This window comes from Clostridium phoceensis, assembly GCF_001244495.1.
Lineage (GTDB): Bacteria > Bacillota > Clostridia > Oscillospirales > Oscillospiraceae > Lawsonibacter > Lawsonibacter asaccharolyticus.
The window spans coordinates 25,370-43,423 of sequence record NZ_LN866274.1 but is presented as its reverse complement, the minus strand read 5'-3'; the positions used below and the strand labels follow the sequence as shown (position 1 = coordinate 43,423).

General features: G+C 62.0%; 13 protein-coding genes and 1 pseudogene. 9 read left to right on the top strand and 5 right to left on the bottom strand.

All coding sequences use genetic code 11. The features are described 5' to 3' along the window. The first annotated feature begins 8 nt into the window (after window positions 1-8). A complete protein-coding gene (locus BN1969_RS01025; protein ID WP_050622596.1) occupies window positions 9-986 on the top strand; it encodes an SPFH domain-containing protein in 978 nt (325 codons plus the stop codon). Between the two features lie 122 nt (window positions 987-1,108). On the opposite strand, the gene BN1969_RS01020 is transcribed toward BN1969_RS01025, so the two are convergent. After that, complete coding sequence (locus tag BN1969_RS01020; RefSeq protein WP_050622595.1) at window positions 1,109-3,145, bottom strand: serine hydrolase domain-containing protein; 2,037 nt, start codon at window positions 3,143-3,145, stop codon at window positions 1,109-1,111. A 257-nt stretch (window positions 3,146-3,402) separates the two neighbouring features. On the opposite strand from BN1969_RS01020, the gene BN1969_RS01015 reads away from it, so the two are divergent. Next, on the top strand, window positions 3,403-4,470 hold the full coding sequence (locus BN1969_RS01015; RefSeq protein WP_050622594.1) for a type II toxin-antitoxin system RelB family anti-toxin: 1,068 nt from the start codon (window positions 3,403-3,405) through the stop codon (window positions 4,468-4,470). Between the two features lie 297 nt (window positions 4,471-4,767). Here the strand turns inward: BN1969_RS01015 and BN1969_RS01010 are convergent. The 4 genes and pseudogenes from BN1969_RS01010 to dusB form a co-directional block, all read right to left on the bottom strand. Continuing rightward, window positions 4,768-6,901, bottom strand: a pseudogene (locus BN1969_RS01010) (elongation factor G). A 236-nt stretch (window positions 6,902-7,137) separates the two neighbouring features. After that, window positions 7,138-7,968 carry a zf-HC2 domain-containing protein gene (locus BN1969_RS18365; RefSeq protein WP_050622593.1) on the bottom strand — a complete coding sequence of 277 codons (831 nt, stop codon included), beginning with the start codon at window positions 7,966-7,968 and terminating at the stop codon, window positions 7,138-7,140. 6 nt (window positions 7,969-7,974) lie between these two features. Beyond that, complete coding sequence (locus BN1969_RS01000) at window positions 7,975-8,589, bottom strand: RNA polymerase sigma factor (protein ID WP_050622592.1); 615 nt, start codon at window positions 8,587-8,589, stop codon at window positions 7,975-7,977. A 46-nt stretch (window positions 8,590-8,635) separates the two neighbouring features. Further along, complete coding sequence (dusB, locus tag BN1969_RS00995; RefSeq protein ID WP_077138664.1) at window positions 8,636-9,607, bottom strand: tRNA dihydrouridine synthase DusB; 972 nt, start codon at window positions 9,605-9,607, stop codon at window positions 8,636-8,638. A 185-nt stretch (window positions 9,608-9,792) separates the two neighbouring features. On the opposite strand from dusB, the gene BN1969_RS00990 reads away from it, so the two are divergent. The 7 genes from BN1969_RS00990 to BN1969_RS00960 all read left to right on the top strand — a co-directional run bounded on the left by BN1969_RS00990 (window position 9,793) and on the right by BN1969_RS00960 (window position 17,868). After that, window positions 9,793-11,004, top strand: coding sequence for an ATP-binding protein (locus BN1969_RS00990; RefSeq protein WP_050622591.1), 1,212 nt, complete (start codon window positions 9,793-9,795; stop codon window positions 11,002-11,004). Window positions 11,005-11,162: 158 nt separating this feature from the next. Continuing rightward, on the top strand, window positions 11,163-11,849 hold the full coding sequence (sigK, locus tag BN1969_RS00985; RefSeq protein WP_050622590.1) for an RNA polymerase sporulation sigma factor SigK: 687 nt from the start codon (window positions 11,163-11,165) through the stop codon (window positions 11,847-11,849). A gap of 273 nt (window positions 11,850-12,122) precedes the next feature. Beyond that, window positions 12,123-13,154, top strand: a complete 1,032-nt coding sequence (locus tag BN1969_RS00980) for a TAXI family TRAP transporter solute-binding subunit (RefSeq protein ID WP_050622589.1) — start codon at window positions 12,123-12,125, stop codon at window positions 13,152-13,154. Between the two features lie 65 nt (window positions 13,155-13,219). Continuing rightward, window positions 13,220-13,798: a DUF1850 domain-containing protein gene (locus tag BN1969_RS00975; RefSeq protein ID WP_082203447.1), complete on the top strand. Its 579-nt coding sequence runs from the start codon at window positions 13,220-13,222 to the stop codon at window positions 13,796-13,798. A gap of 53 nt (window positions 13,799-13,851) precedes the next feature. Beyond that, the gene (locus tag BN1969_RS00970; RefSeq protein ID WP_050622587.1) at window positions 13,852-15,987 is read left to right on the top strand and encodes a TRAP transporter permease; all 2,136 of its coding nucleotides are present in this window, start codon (window positions 13,852-13,854) and stop codon (window positions 15,985-15,987) included. Between the two features lie 220 nt (window positions 15,988-16,207). Continuing rightward, window positions 16,208-16,687, top strand: coding sequence for an Lrp/AsnC family transcriptional regulator (locus tag BN1969_RS00965; RefSeq protein WP_050622586.1), 480 nt, complete (start codon window positions 16,208-16,210; stop codon window positions 16,685-16,687). Continuing rightward, a complete protein-coding gene (locus tag BN1969_RS00960; RefSeq protein ID WP_050622585.1) occupies window positions 16,684-17,868 on the top strand; it encodes a pyridoxal phosphate-dependent aminotransferase in 1,185 nt (394 codons plus the stop codon). Before BN1969_RS00965 ends, BN1969_RS00960 begins: the two co-directional genes overlap by 4 nt. The last annotated feature ends 186 nt before the right edge of the window (window positions 17,869-18,054 follow it).

Genomic DNA, 18,054 nt, shown 5'->3' with positions numbered 1-18,054 from the left:
GAGAGATCATGGATAGTATTCTTTCGTTTTTAGTGCCCATCATCCTGGTGGTGCTGGTGCTGCTGGTGCTGGCCGCCAACGTCCGGGTGGTCCCGCAGTCCCGCGCATTCGTCATTGAACGCCTGGGCGCCTTTCAGGGCGTGTGGGGCGTGGGCCTGCACTTCAAGATCCCGTTCATTGAGCGGGTTGCAAAGAATGTTTCCCTGAAGGAGCAGGTGGTGGATTTTCCCCCCCAGCCCGTCATCACCAAGGACAATGTTACCATGCAGATCGATACGGTGATCTATTTCCAGATCACCGACCCTAAGCTGTACACCTATGGGGTGGAGAATCCCATGTCCGCCATTGAGAACCTCACTGCCACCACCCTGCGCAACATCATCGGTGACTTGGAGCTGGACCAGTCCCTCACCAGCCGAGACCACATCAACGGTCAGATGCGGGCCATTCTGGACGAGGCCACCGACAACTGGGGCATCAAGGTCAACCGGGTGGAGCTGAAGAACATCATGCCGCCCAGAGACATTCAGGAGTCCATGGAGAAGCAGATGCGGGCCGAGCGCGAGCGCCGTGAGTCCATCCTCCAGGCCGAGGGACAGAAGCAGTCCCAGATCCTGGTGGCTGAGGGCGAGAAGCAGTCCGCCATCCTGCGGGCTGACGCGGCCAAGCAGGCCGCCATCCTTCAGGCTGAGGGCGCCAAGCAGGCTAAGATCCTGGAAGCCGAGGCCCAGGCCCAGGCCATCATGAAGGTGCAGCAGGCCACCGCTGACGCCATTAAGCTCATCAACGAGGCCAACCCCGGCGACGGCGTGCTGAAGATTAAGGCCCTGGAGGCGTTCACCGCCGCCGCCAACGGCAAGGCCACCAAGATCATCGTACCCAGCGAGATCCAGGGCCTGGCGGGCCTGGCCGCCGCGGCGAAAACGGTGTTCGACACCGAGGACCCTAAGCCGGCCGCCCCCAAGACCACCCTGCCCAAGCAGTAAGACACAGACACGATCCAGGCGCCGCCCCATGGGGCGGCGCCTGTTTTTATGGCCGGCGGTGCGGTCCGGCTGACAGAAAAAAGGAACGCTCCGGACGCCGGAAGGGCGGCCGGAGCGTTTGCTCAGGGTTGTGAGAGATAGATGTGGAACTGGGCCCCCTCCTCGCCGGAGAAGACGATCCAGCCGTTTTCCGGAAGAACAACGGTGGTGTCTCCATAGAGCCAGGAGCTGGCCTGGAGACCCAGAGCGGCGTCATACACATAGAAACCGCCGTTTTCCGGGACCTCCACCGTCATCTGACTGCCGGCGGCCTCGCCTGTCCGGTACCAGCGGGCTGTCTGCCCCGGGCGGATGATGCACCAGGACTCCGGCCCGGAGAAGATGGGGGAGACGGAGCTTGCGTCCTGATAGAGGGAGCCGTTGAGCTCCAGGGTCTCGCAGCCGTCTACATCCAGCACACGGATCACGGCACTGTCCCGGCTTCCGGTGCCGGGGATCTGAAGGACTGGGGCGGCGGTGTCAGGGGCGGTGAGCTGATTGGTGAGCAGATAGCCCTCCGGGCTGCCCTGAAGGGTGACGGCGGCAAAGACGCCGCTTAAGGCGTAGTAGGCGGAGGACCAGCGCTCGTTGGTTTGAACGTACATCTTACCCTCTCTAGCCTCCCAGGCGGCCTGAGTGGCCTCGTCCGGCTGGTAGCTGGGCAGGCGCTCCATGGCGTAGGAGGCCACACAGAGGGTGGTCAGGCCGGGAATGGAGGCGTAGCTCTTCTGATAGAGGTAGGTCTCCCCGTTGTCCTCCTGGACTAGCTTGAGCAGGACGGAATCGCTCTCGTCCCGGAAACTGCCGTCCTCCCGGTAGGTGAAGGTCCCCTCCATCCCGGTAAGGGTGAGCACGCCCTCGTCGGTGATCTGGAGCTGGGCGGCGGCGGTGGAGGTGCCGTACCAGCCGCTGAGCTGGGTCAGCTCGGCGGGCATCTGGGCGGGCTGGGCGGGGGTGAGGGCGGCCTCCTCCTCCACCTCGACGCCCTGCTCAGCCAGGGCATCCAGAAGGATACGGGCGGCGGCCAGCTGATTGTAGGTGCTGATTCCGCCGGAAGTGAGCACCGCGGCGGCCATGTCATACTCGGGCAGGATGACCAGTCCGGCATGATAGACGATGGTGTCGCCCCCCTTGACCAGGGCCTGGATGCCGTTCTGACTGAAGGGGAACATATGGACGCTGTCCCAGCCCAGGCCATAGGCGACGGCGTCGCCGTCACTGTCCTCGGGCCACATGCCCAGCAGATACTGGTCGCTGGCCATCTCATCCAAAGACGCCTGGCTCAGCAGACCTTCCCCGCACAGGGCGCCGCCGAAGGCGGCCAGATCGCTGGCGGTGGAGTAGATGCCTCCTGTGCCCACGATGGTCAGGTTCTCGGCGGGCAGGGCCCGGGTGTCAGTCCCCAGATAGGTCTTGACCAGCCGGCTGGTATCGAACTCCTCCATAGGGGTCAGGGTGTTCTCCAGTCCCAGAGGCTCCAGCAGGTACTGGTTTAGAAAGGCGGTGTACTCCATGCCGCTGACCCGCTCGATGACCAGCTGGGCCAAGGTGAAGCTGTCGTTGGAGTAGACGCTGTAAGCGCCGGGCTCGGCCTGAAGGGTCTGCCCGGCCAGCCGCTCCAGCAGGCGGGAGGGAGCGTCATCGTTCCCCTGGTCCCCGAACAGGAAGGCGTCATTGGTGGTGCCGCCCATCAGGCCGGAGGAGTGGTTGAGGAGCATGCGCACCGTGATCTGGGTGTAGCGGGGGTCTGCCATGGTGAAATCAGGGAGATAGGCGGTGACCGGCTCATCCAGGTCTACTTTCCCCTGCTCCACCAGCTTCATCATGGCGGCGGCGGTATAGGTCTTGCTGATGGAGCCGATGCCGTACAGGTCATCATCGGTGAGCGCGCGGTTCTCCGTCTTGGAGTAGACGCCGTCGTGCCCCTGGAGGGTGACCTCTCCGTTCTCCCAAAGGGCGTACTGGACACTGACGGCGCCGCCATACTGCATGGCGTACTGGGCGGCCTCATGGGCGGCCTGGGCCCGGTCCTCCTGTGCGGCGGAGGCGGGCAGGGCCAGAGAGAGGGAAAGGACCAGCGCCAGGAACAGGGCGGTCCATCTGCTGCGAAGGTGTGTCATAGGATCTTCCTTTCTGATATGGAGGTTGGTTTCATTATAGCGGAAGCAAGGGCCCTGTCAAGGGAATGGAAAGCGGAAAATTGTGCATATTTCAGCACAATTTTGTCCTCTGACCACAGTCAGAGGACAATTTTTTTGAAAACAGAAAAAATATGAACAGCGGTTAATTTTTTTGAAGGAAAGGTGAATACCCTTCGGTTGCGGAGAAAAGGTCTCCTCTGATACAATGGGCACACCAAGGAAAAGGGGGACGGAACATGAAATTTCACGAGATCCTGCGGCAGCGGCGCCTGGCACTGGGGCTGACCCAGGAACAGCTGGCCCAGCGGCTGGGGGTGTCAGCGCCAGCTGTCAACAAGTGGGAGCGGAACAACTCCTATCCGGATATCACCCTGCTGCCCCCGCTGGCCCGTCTGCTTGAGGTGGACCTGAACACCCTGCTCTCCTTTCAGGAGGAACTGACAGAGGAGGAGATCGGAGCATTTGCCAATGTGCTGGGGGAGAGAGCCCAGCAGGAGGGCTGTGAGGCCGCCTTCCGTCTGGCCCGGGACAAGCTGCGGGAGTACCCAAACAGCGACCTGCTGGCCTATACGGCGGCCCAGATACTGGACGGGGCACTGGTGCTCTGGAAGAGGGGGGAGAACGACCCGGAACGGGAGCAGGCGTGGAAGGGGGAGATCCTGGCCCTCTACCGCCGGTGCGCGGACAGTGGAGACAGGCGGGTGCGGGAGCGGGCGGAGCGGATGCTCATCTCCCAGTACATGGCCCAGGGAGAGCTGGAGCAGGCAGAGGAACAGCTGGCCCGCCTGCCCCAGGAGGACCGGGAACGGCCCATGCTGGAGGCCATGCTCCGCAGGAAACAGAAGCGGTCGGAAGAGGCGTGGCCCATTCTGGAGCGGGAGCTGTTCCGGCAGGCATCAGATCTCCAGTCTACCCTCATGGCTTTGATGGACCTGGCGCTGGAGGCAGGGGACAAGGCGTGCGCGCGGCAATACAGTGAGACGGCGGAGCAGGCGGGACGGGTGTTCCAGCTCACCGCCTACGCAGTGGCGTCTGCCCCGCTCCAGCTGGCGCTGGCGGAGCAGGACGGCCCCGAGGCGCTGGCGGTGCTGGAACGGCTCCTGCGCAGCCTGGAGGAGCCCTGGGACCTGAGTGCGTCCCCTCTCTACCGCCACTTGCCCACAAAGGAGGCTGCGAGGGAAGTCCAGCAGATCATGCTCCAATATCTGCTGGAGGAACTGGAGCGGGACCCGGAATCCGCTTTCCTCCGGGAGACCCCCGGATACCAGGAGATGCTGGAGCGGGTCCACCGGGCAGAAATATAGATAAAATCAATTATTTTATAAGAAAGATCGATTTGAAAAATGGATTGGGGAGGAGTATGATGGGGACAAGATGAGACAGGTTCACGGCAGCGCGCCGGGCGGGACAGGGATACCTCCCCCTGCTTCCCCCGGGGCGGCCGAAGCGTGGTGGAGCCGTGTCCGTCTGCGACAGAACAGAGCACAGAGCCAGCCCGGTGGTCCAGGGACCACCGGGCTGGCGCGCTGTATGGGGCCGGACCGGGGAACTGCCCGCAAAAGGCACCCGCTCCCTGTGGGGAAACGGGTGCCTGGGATGATTTATTCTTCCGCCAGGGCCTTGGCTTCCTCAATGGCCTTCTGCTGGGCCGCGGGAGGGCAGTCCTCATAGCGGACAAAGTGGAAGGTGAAGGAGCCGCGGGACTGGGTCATGGCCCGCAGGTCGATGGCGTAGGTAGACATCTCGGCCATGGGGACCTCGGCCTCCACCACCTGCTCGCCGTCCTTAGTGGGATTCATGCCCATGATGCGGCCGCGGCGCTTGTTCAGGTCACCGATGACGTCGCCCATGTAGCTGTCTGGAATGGTGACCTTCAGCTCGCCGATGGGCTCCATGAGCACGGGGTTGGCCTCAGGCATGGCGGCCTTGTAGGCCAGCTGGGCCGCGGTCTTGAAAGCAATCTCGGAGGAGTCCACGGGGTGGTAGCTTCCATCATAGAGGACAGCCTTCAGGTTGACCACGGGGTAGCCCGCCAGAGGTCCGTGAACGCAGGCTTCACGCAGGCCCTTCTCCACAGCGGGGAAATAGTTCTTGGGCACGGAGCCGCCGAAAACCTCCTCGGCAAAGACCATCTGGTCGCTCTCCGGATTGGGCTNGCACGGAGCCCCCGAAAACCTCCTCGGCAAAGACCATCTGGTCGCTCTCCGGATTGGGCTCAAAGCGGACCCAGACATCGCCGAACTGGCCGGCACCGCCGGTCTGCTTTTTGTGGCGGCCCTGTTTGGAGACTGTCTTGCGGATCTTCTCACGATAGGCCACCCGGGGAGCCTTCAGCTCCGCCTCCACATTGAAGCGGCTCTTCAGCTTGGACACCAGCACATCCATCTGCATGTCGCCGGTGCCGCTGAGGACCATCTGGTGGGTCTCGCCGTTGTTCACCAAGGTGAAGGTCGGGTCCTCCTCGTTCAGGCGGGCCAAGCCCTGGGCGATCTTGTCCTCCTGCCCCCGGGTCTTGGGCACGATGGCCACGGAGTAGCAGGGCTCGGGGAAGGGGATGGGGGGCATGAAGAAGACCTTGCGGGCGTCACACAGGGTATCGCCGGTCTTGACCTTCTCCAGCTTGCCGATGGCGCCGATATCGCCGCAGGAGAGCTCCTTGACCTCCACGGCCTTCTTGCCCCGCATGGTGTACAGCCGGCCCAGCTTCTCGGGGGAGCCGGTGCGGGCGTTGACCAGGGCCAGGTCGGAGGTGATGGTGCCGGAGATGACCTTGATGAAGGAATACTTGCCGTACTGGTCGGAGACCGTCTTGAACACGAAGGCGCTGGGTACGCCGCCGGGGGAGACTGCGTATTCCTCCTTGTCGCCGCTGGGGAGCATGCCCTTGCGCATGTTGCCCTCCACCGGGTTGGGCAGAAGCTCCACGATATTGTCCATCAGCATCAGGGAGCCCATGGTGGACACGGCGGAGCCGCACAGCACGGGGAAGAGGGACAGCTCCCGCACGCCCTGGCGCAGGCCCTGGATCATCTCCACATAGGTGAAGTCCTCGCCGGAGAAGAATTTGTCCATAAACTCCTCGCTGGTCTCGGCCACGGATTCCTTCAGAGCGTCGTTGAACTGGGTGACCACGTCCTCTTTGCCCTCGGGCAGCTCGATCTCCACCCGTTTGCCGTTCTGCATCTCGTAGGCGCGCTTGTTGAGCACGTCGATGATGCCGGTGACCTTCTTGTTGTCGTCCCAGATGGGGACCACGATGGGGGCGATCTTGTTGCCGAAGCGCTCACGCAGGGCGTCGAAGGTGGCGTTATAGTCGGAGTTTTCCTCATCTGTCTTGGAAATATAGATAAAGCGGGGCATGTCGCGCTCCTCGCAGTAGCGCCAGGCTTTTTCCAGCCCCACAGAGATGCCGTCTTTGGCGGAGCAGACGATGATGGCGGCGTCAGAGACCTGGAGGGCCTCCAGCACCTCACCTGAGAAGTCGAAGCTGCCCGGGGTGTCCAGAATGTTGATCTTGCAGCCCTTATATTCCAGGGGAGCCACGGAAGTGGAGATGGAGATCTGGCGGCGGGTCTCCTCCGCATCATAGTCGCAGACGGTGTTGCCGTCGGCGGGCTTGCCCATGCGGTCGATAGCGCCGGTCATGTAAAGCAGGCTCTCCGCCAGGGAGGTCTTTCCGCTCCCACCGTGTCCCAGCAGACAGACATTGCGGATGTTTTGTACAGAATAGCTCATTGTTACCACTCCTTATGTTTGGACTGACTCATACAGACTCCCCAGGCGGAAGCCGCCGTGGCGAGGTGATCTGCTATTGGCTATTATATCGTAAAAATGCACATCTGACAACCTCTTTTTTGTCGCAGACGTAAAATGAAACAAAAATGAAGAAAAAGCGGCTCTCCCACGAAAAAAAGCAGAAAAGAGCCCTGGACCGGGCGCAAATCGCGCCCGGTCCAGGGCTGAAGTAAGATTCAGGGATACACCAGAGCCACTGCGGGGCCCTCCACCCCGCTCTCCCACAGGGCGGCGGCCTGGGCGGTCAGGGCGTCCAGCAGGGAGTGGTCCCCCTCCGCTTCCAGGGCGGTCCAGCGAAAGCCGTCCGTCTCCTGCCAGTCCCGGTCCTCCAGTTCCTCTGGAATGGTGGAGAACAGGAGCAGCCGGCCGGGACTCTGGCCCAGCTGTCCGGCCAGGTCTTCGGACAGGGCGGGGGCAAGGGCGGAGAAGTCCCCCGGGGCGCCCGCTCCCTGTTCCTGCAGGGAGAAGGGAGCGATGGAGGCGGGGGACTCCGCCTCCATCGGGGCGGTGTCCTCGGCTTCCGGACGGCCCGCATTGCTGGAGCGGACCTCGGCAGAGGGGGAGGACTCCCCGCCGGCAGCATAGGCACCGGCAGCGGGAGTGGAGGAAGCGGCCTGGGACTCCGAGGCGCTGGCAGGGGCGGCGCCGGTGCTGTTCCCGCCGCCGGAGGAGAGACCCGCCATTTGGGGAAGCAGGCCGATGCACAGGGCGGCGCAGGCCGCCATGCCCAGTGCTCCCCGGAAGGCAGGGCGTTTCCAGAGCGGGACGACCTTGGCAGGGGCGCTGTCGGCGCGTACCCGCTCCATCACGCCGGAGACGAGCTGGGGCGGGGGATCGCACTCACCCAGCTGGACGAGGGCCCCCTCCAGCTCCTCCAGCTCCCGGGCGGCGGCCCGGCAGGCAGGGCATTGTTCCAGGTGGGCGTCCAGCTCCCGCTGCTCTTCCGGGGACAGGGGGCCGTCAAGACGCAGGCCGATCAGGTCCAGCGCACGTTCACAGCCTGACATGCCGGGTCACTCCTTTCTGTGTCGTTCTATCTCCATAGACGCCGGAGAGTCAAAAAAGTTCCCATCCTCCAGCAAAATTTTTCGCAGGGAGAGACGAGCCCGGGCGATACGGGATTTCACAGTCCCCAGATCCAGGTCCAGGACCTGGGCGATCTCCTGGTAGGAGAGTCCGGACAACTCCCGCATGATCAGCACCTGGCGGTGGTGATCCGGGAGGGAGGCCAGCCCCCGCTCTAGGGCCCGGCGGCGCTCTGAGCGCTCCACCGCCTCCTGGGGCTGGAGCTGCTGATCCGCCACCTGGACGGGCCCGTTTTCCTCGTCGTCCAGGGAGAGGGCGGGCCCCATGGACTGGGTCCGCCTCTTCTGAGCCCGCAGATGGTCCAGGCACAGGTTGGTGGCCAGGCGGTAGAGCCAGGTGGCAAAGCTGCTCTCCCCCTGAAAGGTGGGGAGGGCTTTCCACGCCTGGAAAAAGGCATCCTGGGTCAGATCCAGAGCATCCTCACGGCTGCCCGTCATTCGCAGCGCAAGGGTATAGATCCGTTTTTCGTTGTCCCGGACCAGCTGTTCGAAGGCGTCCTGGTCCCCGTCCCGGGCGCGGGCCGCCAGCTCCTGGTCAGTCATACCTTCACCCCTTCCAAATCCAAACCCTCCGGCCCCGCGGCCGGGGTCAGCACAGGTCCCGCTTGATTCCCTTTGTCACCCGGTACACGTCCTCCAGGGTAGTGATCTTCACGATCTGCTCCTTATAATATCCCGCGTGGGGGACCCCCTTCAGATACCATGCGTAGTGGCGCCGGGCCTCCAGACAGGCGATCTTCTCCCCCTTGTTGGCGGCGGAGAGCTGGAACTGGCGCACCGCCGTGTCGCAACGCTCCGCCAGCGGCGGCATGGGAGGGATCTCGCGGCCCTCCAGAGCTGCCCGGCACTGGGCGAACAGCCAGGGGTTGCCGAATACCCCCCGGCCGATCATGGCCATGTCCGCCCCAGTGTAGGCCAGGATACGGGGGGCGTCCTCCGGCTTGAACACGTCGCCGTTGGCGATCACAGGGATCTTCACCGCCTCCTTCACGGCGCGGATGTGGTCCCAGTCCGCCCGGCCGGCGTACATCTGGGCCCGGGTCCGCCCGTGGACGGCCACGGCGGCCACGCCGGCCTCCTCCATGGCCCGGGCAAACTCCACACAGTTGATGGAACCCTTGTCCCAACCCAGCCGGAACTTCACCGTCACCGGACAGCCGGCCCCCCGGATGACCGCCTCAGCCACCCGAACCGCCTTGTCCGGGGTACGCATCAGGCCGGAGCCGTCCCCGCTGTTGGCCACCTTGGGCACCGGGCAGCCCATGTTGATGTCGATGAAGTCGGCGCCGGAGACCTGGCGGGCGATGGCGGCCGCCTCCTCCATGCAGACCGGGTCGCTGCCGAAGATCTGGGCGGCGGCGGGATGCTCGCCATCCCCCAGCTGGAGCAGGGGGATGGACTTCTTATCCTGATAACACAAGGCCTTGGCGCTGACCATCTCTGTACAGGTCAGGGCGGCGCCCTGCTCCCGGCAGATGGTGCGGAAGGCCATATCAGTGACCCCGGCCATAGGGCCCAGGGCCAGAGGCGCTTCGATGGGGATGCCTCCAATGGACAGCATATGGGCAAGGACAGCGGGGCGGGGCCCGAGCAGGCCGCCGTTTCACGCGCCGCGTCCTCTGTCTTCCTTTCCTGAGTCAGATTTATTTATTGTATCATACCCCCACCCGGTTGACAAGGCCGCCCTGTCCGCTTTACAATGAAAAAAGATCACCTGCGGAAGCAGGGGGAACTGGGAGAAATAAGATGGAATTTGATGTACTTTGGGCGGCCCTCCATGGCGTATCTGCCTATGCGGAGCTGCTGAAGACGCCGGTGATGGAGCAGAGCCGGGCCCTGGTGGGCAGTCTGGCCCAGGGGCGTGGAACGGAGGCCCTGGAGGCCTATACGCAGCTCTTCCACCTGCTGCGGCGGGAGGGATACCAGGGACTGGGTGACTGGCTCTGGGACGGCCTGCGCTATGTGGAGAGCCCCTATGGAACGCTGGCGGAGCGAGGGGACAGCGACCCCGCCCTGGAGAACGCAGCCCGGCGGGAGGTGGAGACCTTCCTCCTTCTGGCCCGGATGGACTGCGACCGGTATGTGGGGGAGCTGTCCAATCTGCTGCCCCCGGTGTACGCTCCGGTGCTGGCTGGGCTGCCCCGGTGGCGGGCGTCTGCCCCTTTTGACTTTGACGGCCTTACGGCGTTTTACCAGGAGAATGGCTGCGGCCTGTTCGCCCGCTACCGGGCCTTTGTCTGGGACAGCGGGGAGCTGATCCCGGTGGCCGACCCGGACTGCCCCCGGCCGGAGGAGCTGATGGGCTACGAGCTGCAGCGGGGACAGGTGGTGGCCAACACCCAGGCCATGCTGGAGGGGCACCTGGTGAACAACGTGCTCCTCTTTGGCGACGGCGGCACTGGCAAGTCAGCCACTGTAAAGTCTATGCTGTTCCGCCCCGGCTTCGGGGATCTGCGGCTGATTGAGGTGCAGAAGGAGGGGCTGGCCCAGATGCCCCGGCTGATCCGCTCCCTGGCGGGACGGCGGCAGAAGTTCATCCTCTTCATCGACGACCTGGCTTTCGACCAGGACGACAATACCTATTCCATCATGAAGACTATCCTGGAGGGCGGGCTGGAGCGCCGCCCGGCCAATGTGGCCATCTACGCCACCTCTAACCGCCGCCACCTGGTCCGTCAGTCTTTCAGCGACCGGGCGGGGGATGAGGTGGACGCCTTTGAGACCATCTCGGAGAAGACTGCCCTGGCGGAGCGGTTTGGACTGCGTATCCCCTACCTCACCATGAGCAAGGCGGATTATCTGGCCCTAGTGGACCATCTGGCCGCCCGGGCCGGGGTGGCCATGTCCGCTGAGCTGCTCCACGCCCAGGCCATGACCTGGGAGATCCGCCACGCGGGGCGCACCCCGCGCACCGCCCAGCAGTTCATCGCCAGCCTGTCCCTCCAGGAGAAGCAGTAACACCGGGAACGGAAAGAGAGCTCCCCCGGACGCGCCTTAGGGCGTGTCCGGGGGAGCTCTTTGCACGGGCAGGTGGGCCGGAACTTTCGACAGAGGGGAAGGACCGGGAGAATAGGGACTTGCGTGGGGGGAATAGAGTAGGGCGGAGGTGTTGGCATATGTTGTCGCCATGGATCTATCTAATGATGAACGGTCTGTTTTTTACTCTGCGGCTCTCGGGTGGGAGCGGGTCCTTCCCACGGCCGCTGAAGGCCGCGGAGGAGCGGGAATACCTGGAGCGGGCCGCCCAGGGGGACCTGGAGGCCCGCAACCTGCTGGTGGAGCATAACCTGCGGCTGGTGGCCCATATCGTGAAAAAGTACTATGCCCAGACTGGAGACCAGGACGATCTGATCTCCATCGGGACTATCGGGCTGATCAAGGGGATTTCTACCTTCAAAAGTGATAAAAACGTCCGTCTGGCTACCTACGCCAGCCGCTGCATCGAAAACGAGATCCTGATGCACTTCCGGGCGCAGAAAAAGCTGGCAGGGGAGGTGTCACTGGCGGACAGCCTGGATGGCGATGACGACGGCAGCTCCCTGTCGCTGATGGATGTGATCGCCGTGGACGACAACATGCTGGAGGAACTGGACACCCGGGACGCCTGCCGCAAGGTACGGCACTGCGTGGACACCTGCCTGACCGATCGGGAGCGGTCCATCATCACCCTGCGCTACGGCCTGGATGACCGCCCTCCCAGAACACAGCGGGAGATCGCCTCCCGCTGCGGCATCAGCCGGTCCTATGTATCGCGCATTGAGAAGCGGGCGCTGGAGAAGCTGGAACAGGCTATGCGGGAGTAAGGGCGTCGGAGTGCAGGGGGAAAATGTTAAAAATGGAATGATGCAAATACTGCATCATTATATTGAAAAGAAGGAAAAATGAGGAAATCCAAAAGAAAAAAGAGAAAAACAGAGAAAAAAACTGCAAAAATGAAGGAAATTATGCAAAATGACCGAAAATTAAAAAAGCGACTTGCAATTATAGGCAAAATGTAATATAATAACTCTGCAAATAGGTCGGCCGCATCCCTCGGGCGGAAGGCCGAGTAAAGCTTGAAATGGAGGAAAGAGAATATGAAGAAAACACTTGCTCTCATCCTGGCGCTGTCTCTGTCCCTGGCGCTGGCCAGCTGCGGCAATCCCAATCAGCCCAGCAATTCCGGTACCACTTCTACTCCTGCCGCTTCTACCGGCACTACTTCCACCACCACACCTCCGGCCGGCGGCTCCGGCGAGACCGTCACCCTGGCGACCGGCGGCACCTCCGGCACCTATTACGCCTACGGCGGCGTGATGCAGACCACCCTCAACCCCCTGCTGACCACCGGCCAGCTGAATGTGACTTCCACCGGTGCCTCTTCCGCCAACATCCTGGAGGTGGCTGACGGCAATGCCCAGATGTCCATCCTGCAGTCCGACGTGCTCTCCTATGCCCACAGCGGCACCGACCTGTTCACCGAGGCTGAGACCAGCAGCCAGTGGGTGGCCGGCCTGTACAACGAGACCGTGCAGATCATTTCCGCCCCCGGCATCAAGGACGTATCCGAGCTGAAGGGCAAGACCGTCTGCGTGGGCGACGTGGGCTCCGGCACTGAGGTCAACGCCCGCCAGGTCCTGGAGGCCTACGGCATGACCACCGCCGACATCACCGCCACCAACGGTTCCTTCGGCGACGCCGCCAACGACCTGAAGGACGGCAAGATCGACGCCGCTTTCACCGTGGCCGGCGCCCCCACCACCTCGATCACTGAGCTGGATGCCACCGCTGAATTCGATATGATCAGCCTGACTCCCGAGGCCGTGGAGTATCTGACCACCAACTACCCCTTCCTGGTCCAGGAGGACCTGCCCGCCGGCACCTACCCCAACAACATCGACTATGATGTGACCTGCGTGGCCGTGAAGGCAGTTCTGGTGGCCTCTGAGGACCTGTCCGAGGACTTCGTCTATGAACTGCTGACCCAGATGTTCGAGAATCAGGAGAGCATGGCCGCTACTCAGGCCAAGTTCCAGTTCCTGACCCTGGAGAACGCGGTGGCCGGTGTGGGTGATGTGCCTATGCATCCCGGCGCTGAGAAGTTCTATACCGAGAAGGGTGTCCTGTGAGGGAGGACCGACCTCGCCGCACGGCCCGCCGGTCAAGTTCCGGTGACGAGTGACACCGGGATCTGATGAAAAAAAGGGTAATGGGAGCCGCCGCGATAATCATCATTATTGCGGCGGCTCTTCTAGCAACAGTCAGCGTGCGGGCGGGCTGGTATCTCACCCTGCGCGGCGGGGAAAACGGTGAGACCTGCGTCCGCTACCGCCTGGACGAGGGAGACTGGTTCTGCGTGGGCTTTATCCACTCGGTCCATAAAAATCCGCTGATCGACTGCTATCAGATCCAGGAGCACAAGATCTATGTGGAGCAGACCTACTATTACAGCTTCGGCGCCGGGGTACAGAGCCAGCTGAACGAAGGGGAGTCCATGACATTGGGCGAGGACGGCTCCATTGTAGTGAGCAATATCCACAAGGATTTTGAGACGATCCCCCTGCAATATATCGTAGGCTCCCGATCAGATCACACGCTGATCCTGGGCGACATCCGGGAGGACTATGACCAGGTCCGTGATCTGGTCGGGGTGTTCCCGGAAGATGGGATGGAGGAGGTGACTTTGGAGAGCGGGATTCGAGTCATCAGTTTGAGCGCACTGTTTGGAAGAAGCTCGGTGGTCTCCATCGGGTACGAGTATCGGCTGTTCTGACCGCCTTGTCCGCTAGGGGCGGCGTCAGAACGATGCGACTAAGGAGGAGAATAATGGGCGATTTGGAAGATCGCAGCGTCAACACGGCTCCTGCCGGTGATCCCAGCGTAGACGTGGGAACGGCGGAGGACGTGGAAGCGGTCATGAAGAAGTACGACCGCGAATCCAACACCCGGATCTGGACCGGGGTCCCGGAGCTGGTCATTCGGATCATGCTGGCTCTCTTTTCCCTGTTCATGGTATGGATGAACCTGTTTGCCAGCTTTGACAACCGCGTCCGGCACTGCCTGTTTTTGGGCTTTATCATTTTGTTTGTATTCATTCTGTACCCTGCGAAAAAGGGAACACAGAAGGTGAATCACATCCCCTGGTATGACATCGTATTGGCAGTGGTGGGCGCGGCCTGCTACTTTAACTATGTCATCAACCTGAAGAGCATCGTGGCCATGATGACCCGGATCGGCACCACTGAGGTGGTGCTGGGTATCATCGGCATCCTGATCCTGGCGGAGTGCTGCCGCCGGGTGGTGGGCATCCCCATCCTATGCGTGGCCACGGCCTTCGTTCTTTATGCTTATCTGCCCATGTTTGCCGGAAAGACGGTGCAGAGCATTGTGTACAACCTGTTCTACACCACCAACGGCGTCATTGGCACCCCCATCAGCGTGTGCTGCACCTACATCGTGCTGTTCATCATCTTCGGCGCTTTCCTGGAGGCCACCGGCATCGCCAACTTCTTCATTGAAGGGGCAAACGCCATCGCAGGCTCCGCCTCCGGCGGTCCCGCCAAGGTAGCCGTCATCTCTTCCGCTCTGTGCGGCATGGTGTCCGGTTCCTCTGTGGGCAACACCGTGACCACCGGCGCCGTTACCATCCCCCTGATGAAGAAGACTGGCTATCCCCCGGAGTTCGCGGGTGCCGTTGAGGCCGCCGCCTCCACTGGCGGACAGATCATGCCCCCCATCATGGGCGCCGCCGCTTTCCTCATGGCCGAGATGGTCGGCGTCCCCTACTCTGAGATCGTGATCCGGGCCATCCTGCCCGCTTTCCTGTACTTCGCGGGCATCTTCCTTATGGTCCACTTCAAGGCCAAGAAGATGGGGCTGCACGGTCTGCCCAAGGACTCCCTGCCCAAGGCCAAGGATATCCTTCCCAAGATCTACCTGCTGGTGCCGCTGATCGTGCTGGTGTACATGATCATCGTGGGCTTCACCATGTCCCGCAGCGCTGTGTATGCCACCTTCGCCGCTATCACCATGGGTATGGTGGACCGGGAGAAGGGCGGCAAAAAGCTGCTCATGGCCCTGCCCCTCATCCCCCTGGCTGTCATCGTGATCCTGGGCAACAAGTCCTACGAATGGATCCCGGAGAACCTGGATAACATCTGTATGGGCCTTTGGGTGGTGCTGTTCGTTCTCTTCACGGTAATGAGCAAGCCCAACCGTGAGGCGGCCCCCTCCTATGTGGACGCCTTGGCCGCCGGGACCCGGAATACCCTGTCTGTAGGCGTAGCCTGCGGCATCGCGGGCATCATCGCCGGCGTGGTGACGATGACCGGTCTGGCCAATGTGCTCATCACCGCCATCGTACAGGTCGCCAACGGTCAGCTGATCATCGCCCTGTTCCTCACTATGCTGTGCTGCATCGTGCTGGGCATGGGCGTCCCCACCACCGCCAACTACGTCATTATGGCCACCACTTGTGCCCCTATCCTGGTGCAGGGCATGGGCATGGATCTGATGGCTGCCAACTTCTTCGTGTTCTACTTCGGCATTGTGGCCGACATCACCCCGCCCGTGGCCCTGGCCGCCTATGCCGGCTCCGCCATCGCCAAAGCGCCGCCTATGAGGACGGCCTTCAACGCCACCCGTCTGGCCATCGCGGCCTTCATCGTGCCCTACATCTTTGCTTTCAATAACACGATGCTGTTCATTGGCGATTTCAGCCCGCTGGACGTGGTGCAGGTGGTCCTTACCTCCTCGGTGGGTATGTTCCTCATCGCCGCCGGCATGATCGGCTACATGCTCCGGGATCTGAACTGGGGCGTGCGGATCGTGTGTATCGCCGCCGGTCTGATGCTGATCCATCCGGGCACTCTGACCGACATCATCGGTATCGGCGTTCTGGTCGTGGTGCTGGTGTTCCAGATCATTACCGGAAAGGGCAGTAAGGCTGTCAAGGCGGCCTGATTCTGCAGAAAGAGCAGAGCCTGGATCTTTACCAGTCAAACACAGGACCCCCTGCGTCTTATGGCCGCAGGGGGTCCTGGTGTATCTTGGGGGGATCTAAAAGGCAGCATTGCGCTTGGGCGGTAAATGAGATATAATAAATACGATATTCATTTCTGACAGGGAGCACCGGCCGCCGGACTCCGCAGTCAAAGATTTCGGAAAGGGAGGTCCCCGTGACATGAACACACTTTTAGAGCTTTTGGAACAGGACTGCACACAGTCTCCCGCACAGCTGGCAGCACAGGCCGGCATGACCGAGGCAGAGGCAAAGGATGAGCTGCGCCGGCTGGAAGAGGAGGGCGTGATCCTGGGATACCAGGCTGTGATCGACTGGGACCGGGTCAAGCGGGAGAATGTCACCGCCCTGATCGAGGTGAAGGTGACGCCTCAGTCCCTGGCCGGATTTGACCGCATCGCCGAGCGCATCTATCAGTATGACGAGGTGGAGAGCATGTATCTGATGAGCGGCTCCTTCGACCTGACAGTCATCATCTCTGGACGCAGCCTGCGGGAGGTAGCCCAGTTTGTGGGCGAGCGCCTGGCCCCACTGGAGGGGGTCACCGGCACGGCCACCCATTTCATTTTGAAAAAATATAAGGAGAAGCACCTGATTTTCCGGCCTCAGGAGCCCCAGGAAAGGGAGTATATCTTTGTATGAATTATGAGACGATCTTGAATCAGAAGATCCAGGGCATCCAGCCCTCTGGCATTCGGAAGTTTTTTGATATTCTGGAGGAGATGAAGGACGCCATTTCCCTGGGCATCGGGGAACCCGACTTTGTGACACCCTGGCACATCCGGGATGCGGGTATCTATTCCCTGGAGCGGGGGTACACCAAATATACCTCCAACGCGGGCATGGCGGAGCTGCGGCGGGAGATCGCCAGCTATCTGGACCGCCGGTTCGGCCTGAAATACGACTACGCCAGCCAAATCTTGGTCACAGTAGGGGGCAGCGAGGCGCTGGATCTCTCCCTGCGGGTGCTGCTGAACCCGGGGGACGAGGTTATCATCCCCGTCCCATCCTTTGTCTGCTACGGACCGCTCACCGAGATGGCGGGGGGTGTCCCGGTCTATGTGGAGCTGAAGGCAGAGAACCAGTTCCGCCTGACGCCTGAGCAGCTGAAGGCCGCCATTACCCCCAGGACCAAGGCGCTGGTGCTGCCCTTCCCCTCCAACCCCACCGGCGGCATTATGGAGCGGCAGGACCTAGAGGCTCTGGCCCAGGTGCTACGGGACACGGAGATCATGGTGGTCTCCGATGAGATCTATGCCGAGCTGACCTACGGCCAGCGCCATGTGTCCATGGCCAATCTGGAGGAGATGTATGACCGCACCATCGTGGTCAACGGCTTCTCTAAGAGCCACGCCATGACTGGCTGGCGGATGGGCTATGTCTGCGCCCCCAAGCCTATCATCCAGTGCCTGACCAAGCTGCACCAGTTCGGTATCATGTCCGCCCCCACCGTCAGCCAGTATGCCGCCATCGAGGCCATGCGCAACGGGGACCGGGACATCGAGCACATGCGGGAGGAGTACGACAGCCGCCGCCGCTATTTGGTGGAGAATCTGCGCCGCATCGGTCTGAGCTGCTTTGAGCCCAAGGGCGCTTTCTACGTCTTCCCGGATATCCGTTCCACCGGCCTGACCTCCAACGAGTTCTGTGAGCGCTTCCTGCGGGAGGAGCGGGTAGCGGTGATCCCCGGTTCCGCCTTCGGCCCCGGGGGCGAGGGCTTCGTCCGGGCCTGCTATGCCGCCTCGATGAAGGATATCTCCGAGGCCATCACCCGGATGGACAACTTCCTGACCAACCTGCGCCGCAGCCAGGGCAGGGGTTGAAAATGAACTCAAATAGGATATTATTCGAAAAAAATTACAAATCGTATTGAAAAGCGCCCGGCTTTGGTCTGCCTCTGGGACGAGCCCCATGTAATCCCTGCACCCTGTGGGTCGGGGACCACACAAGAGAAGGGACTCGGTCGGGGACATCAGGCCGGGAAACAGAGAGGAGAATCGACCATGAAT

Excerpts from the sequence above, each read along its gene's own strand:
- BN1969_RS00990 (WP_050622591.1), top strand. The coding sequence starts at position 9,793 with ATGGAATTTGATGTACTTTGGGCGGCCCTCCATGGCGTATCTGCCTAT.
- BN1969_RS00965 (WP_050622586.1), top strand. The coding sequence starts at position 16,208 with ATGAACACACTTTTAGAGCTTTTGGAACAGGACTGCACACAGTCTCCC.
- BN1969_RS01000 (WP_050622592.1), bottom strand. The coding sequence starts at position 8,589 with ATGACTGACCAGGAGCTGGCGGCCCGCGCCCGGGACGGGGACCAGGAC.
- BN1969_RS00960 (WP_050622585.1), top strand. The coding sequence starts at position 16,684 with ATGAATTATGAGACGATCTTGAATCAGAAGATCCAGGGCATCCAGCCC.
- sigK (WP_050622590.1), top strand. The coding sequence starts at position 11,163 with ATGTTGTCGCCATGGATCTATCTAATGATGAACGGTCTGTTTTTTACT.
- BN1969_RS00975 (WP_082203447.1), top strand. The coding sequence starts at position 13,220 with ATGAAAAAAAGGGTAATGGGAGCCGCCGCGATAATCATCATTATTGCG.
- BN1969_RS18365 (WP_050622593.1), bottom strand. The coding sequence starts at position 7,968 with ATGTCAGGCTGTGAACGTGCGCTGGACCTGATCGGCCTGCGTCTTGAC.
- BN1969_RS00970 (WP_050622587.1), top strand. The coding sequence starts at position 13,852 with ATGGGCGATTTGGAAGATCGCAGCGTCAACACGGCTCCTGCCGGTGAT.
- BN1969_RS01020 (WP_050622595.1), bottom strand. The coding sequence starts at position 3,145 with ATGACACACCTTCGCAGCAGATGGACCGCCCTGTTCCTGGCGCTGGTC.
- BN1969_RS01025 (WP_050622596.1), top strand. The coding sequence starts at position 9 with ATGGATAGTATTCTTTCGTTTTTAGTGCCCATCATCCTGGTGGTGCTG.
- BN1969_RS01015 (WP_050622594.1), top strand. The coding sequence starts at position 3,403 with ATGAAATTTCACGAGATCCTGCGGCAGCGGCGCCTGGCACTGGGGCTG.
- BN1969_RS00980 (WP_050622589.1), top strand. The coding sequence starts at position 12,123 with ATGAAGAAAACACTTGCTCTCATCCTGGCGCTGTCTCTGTCCCTGGCG.
- dusB (WP_077138664.1), bottom strand. The coding sequence starts at position 9,607 with ATGCTGTCCATTGGAGGCATCCCCATCGAAGCGCCTCTGGCCCTGGGC.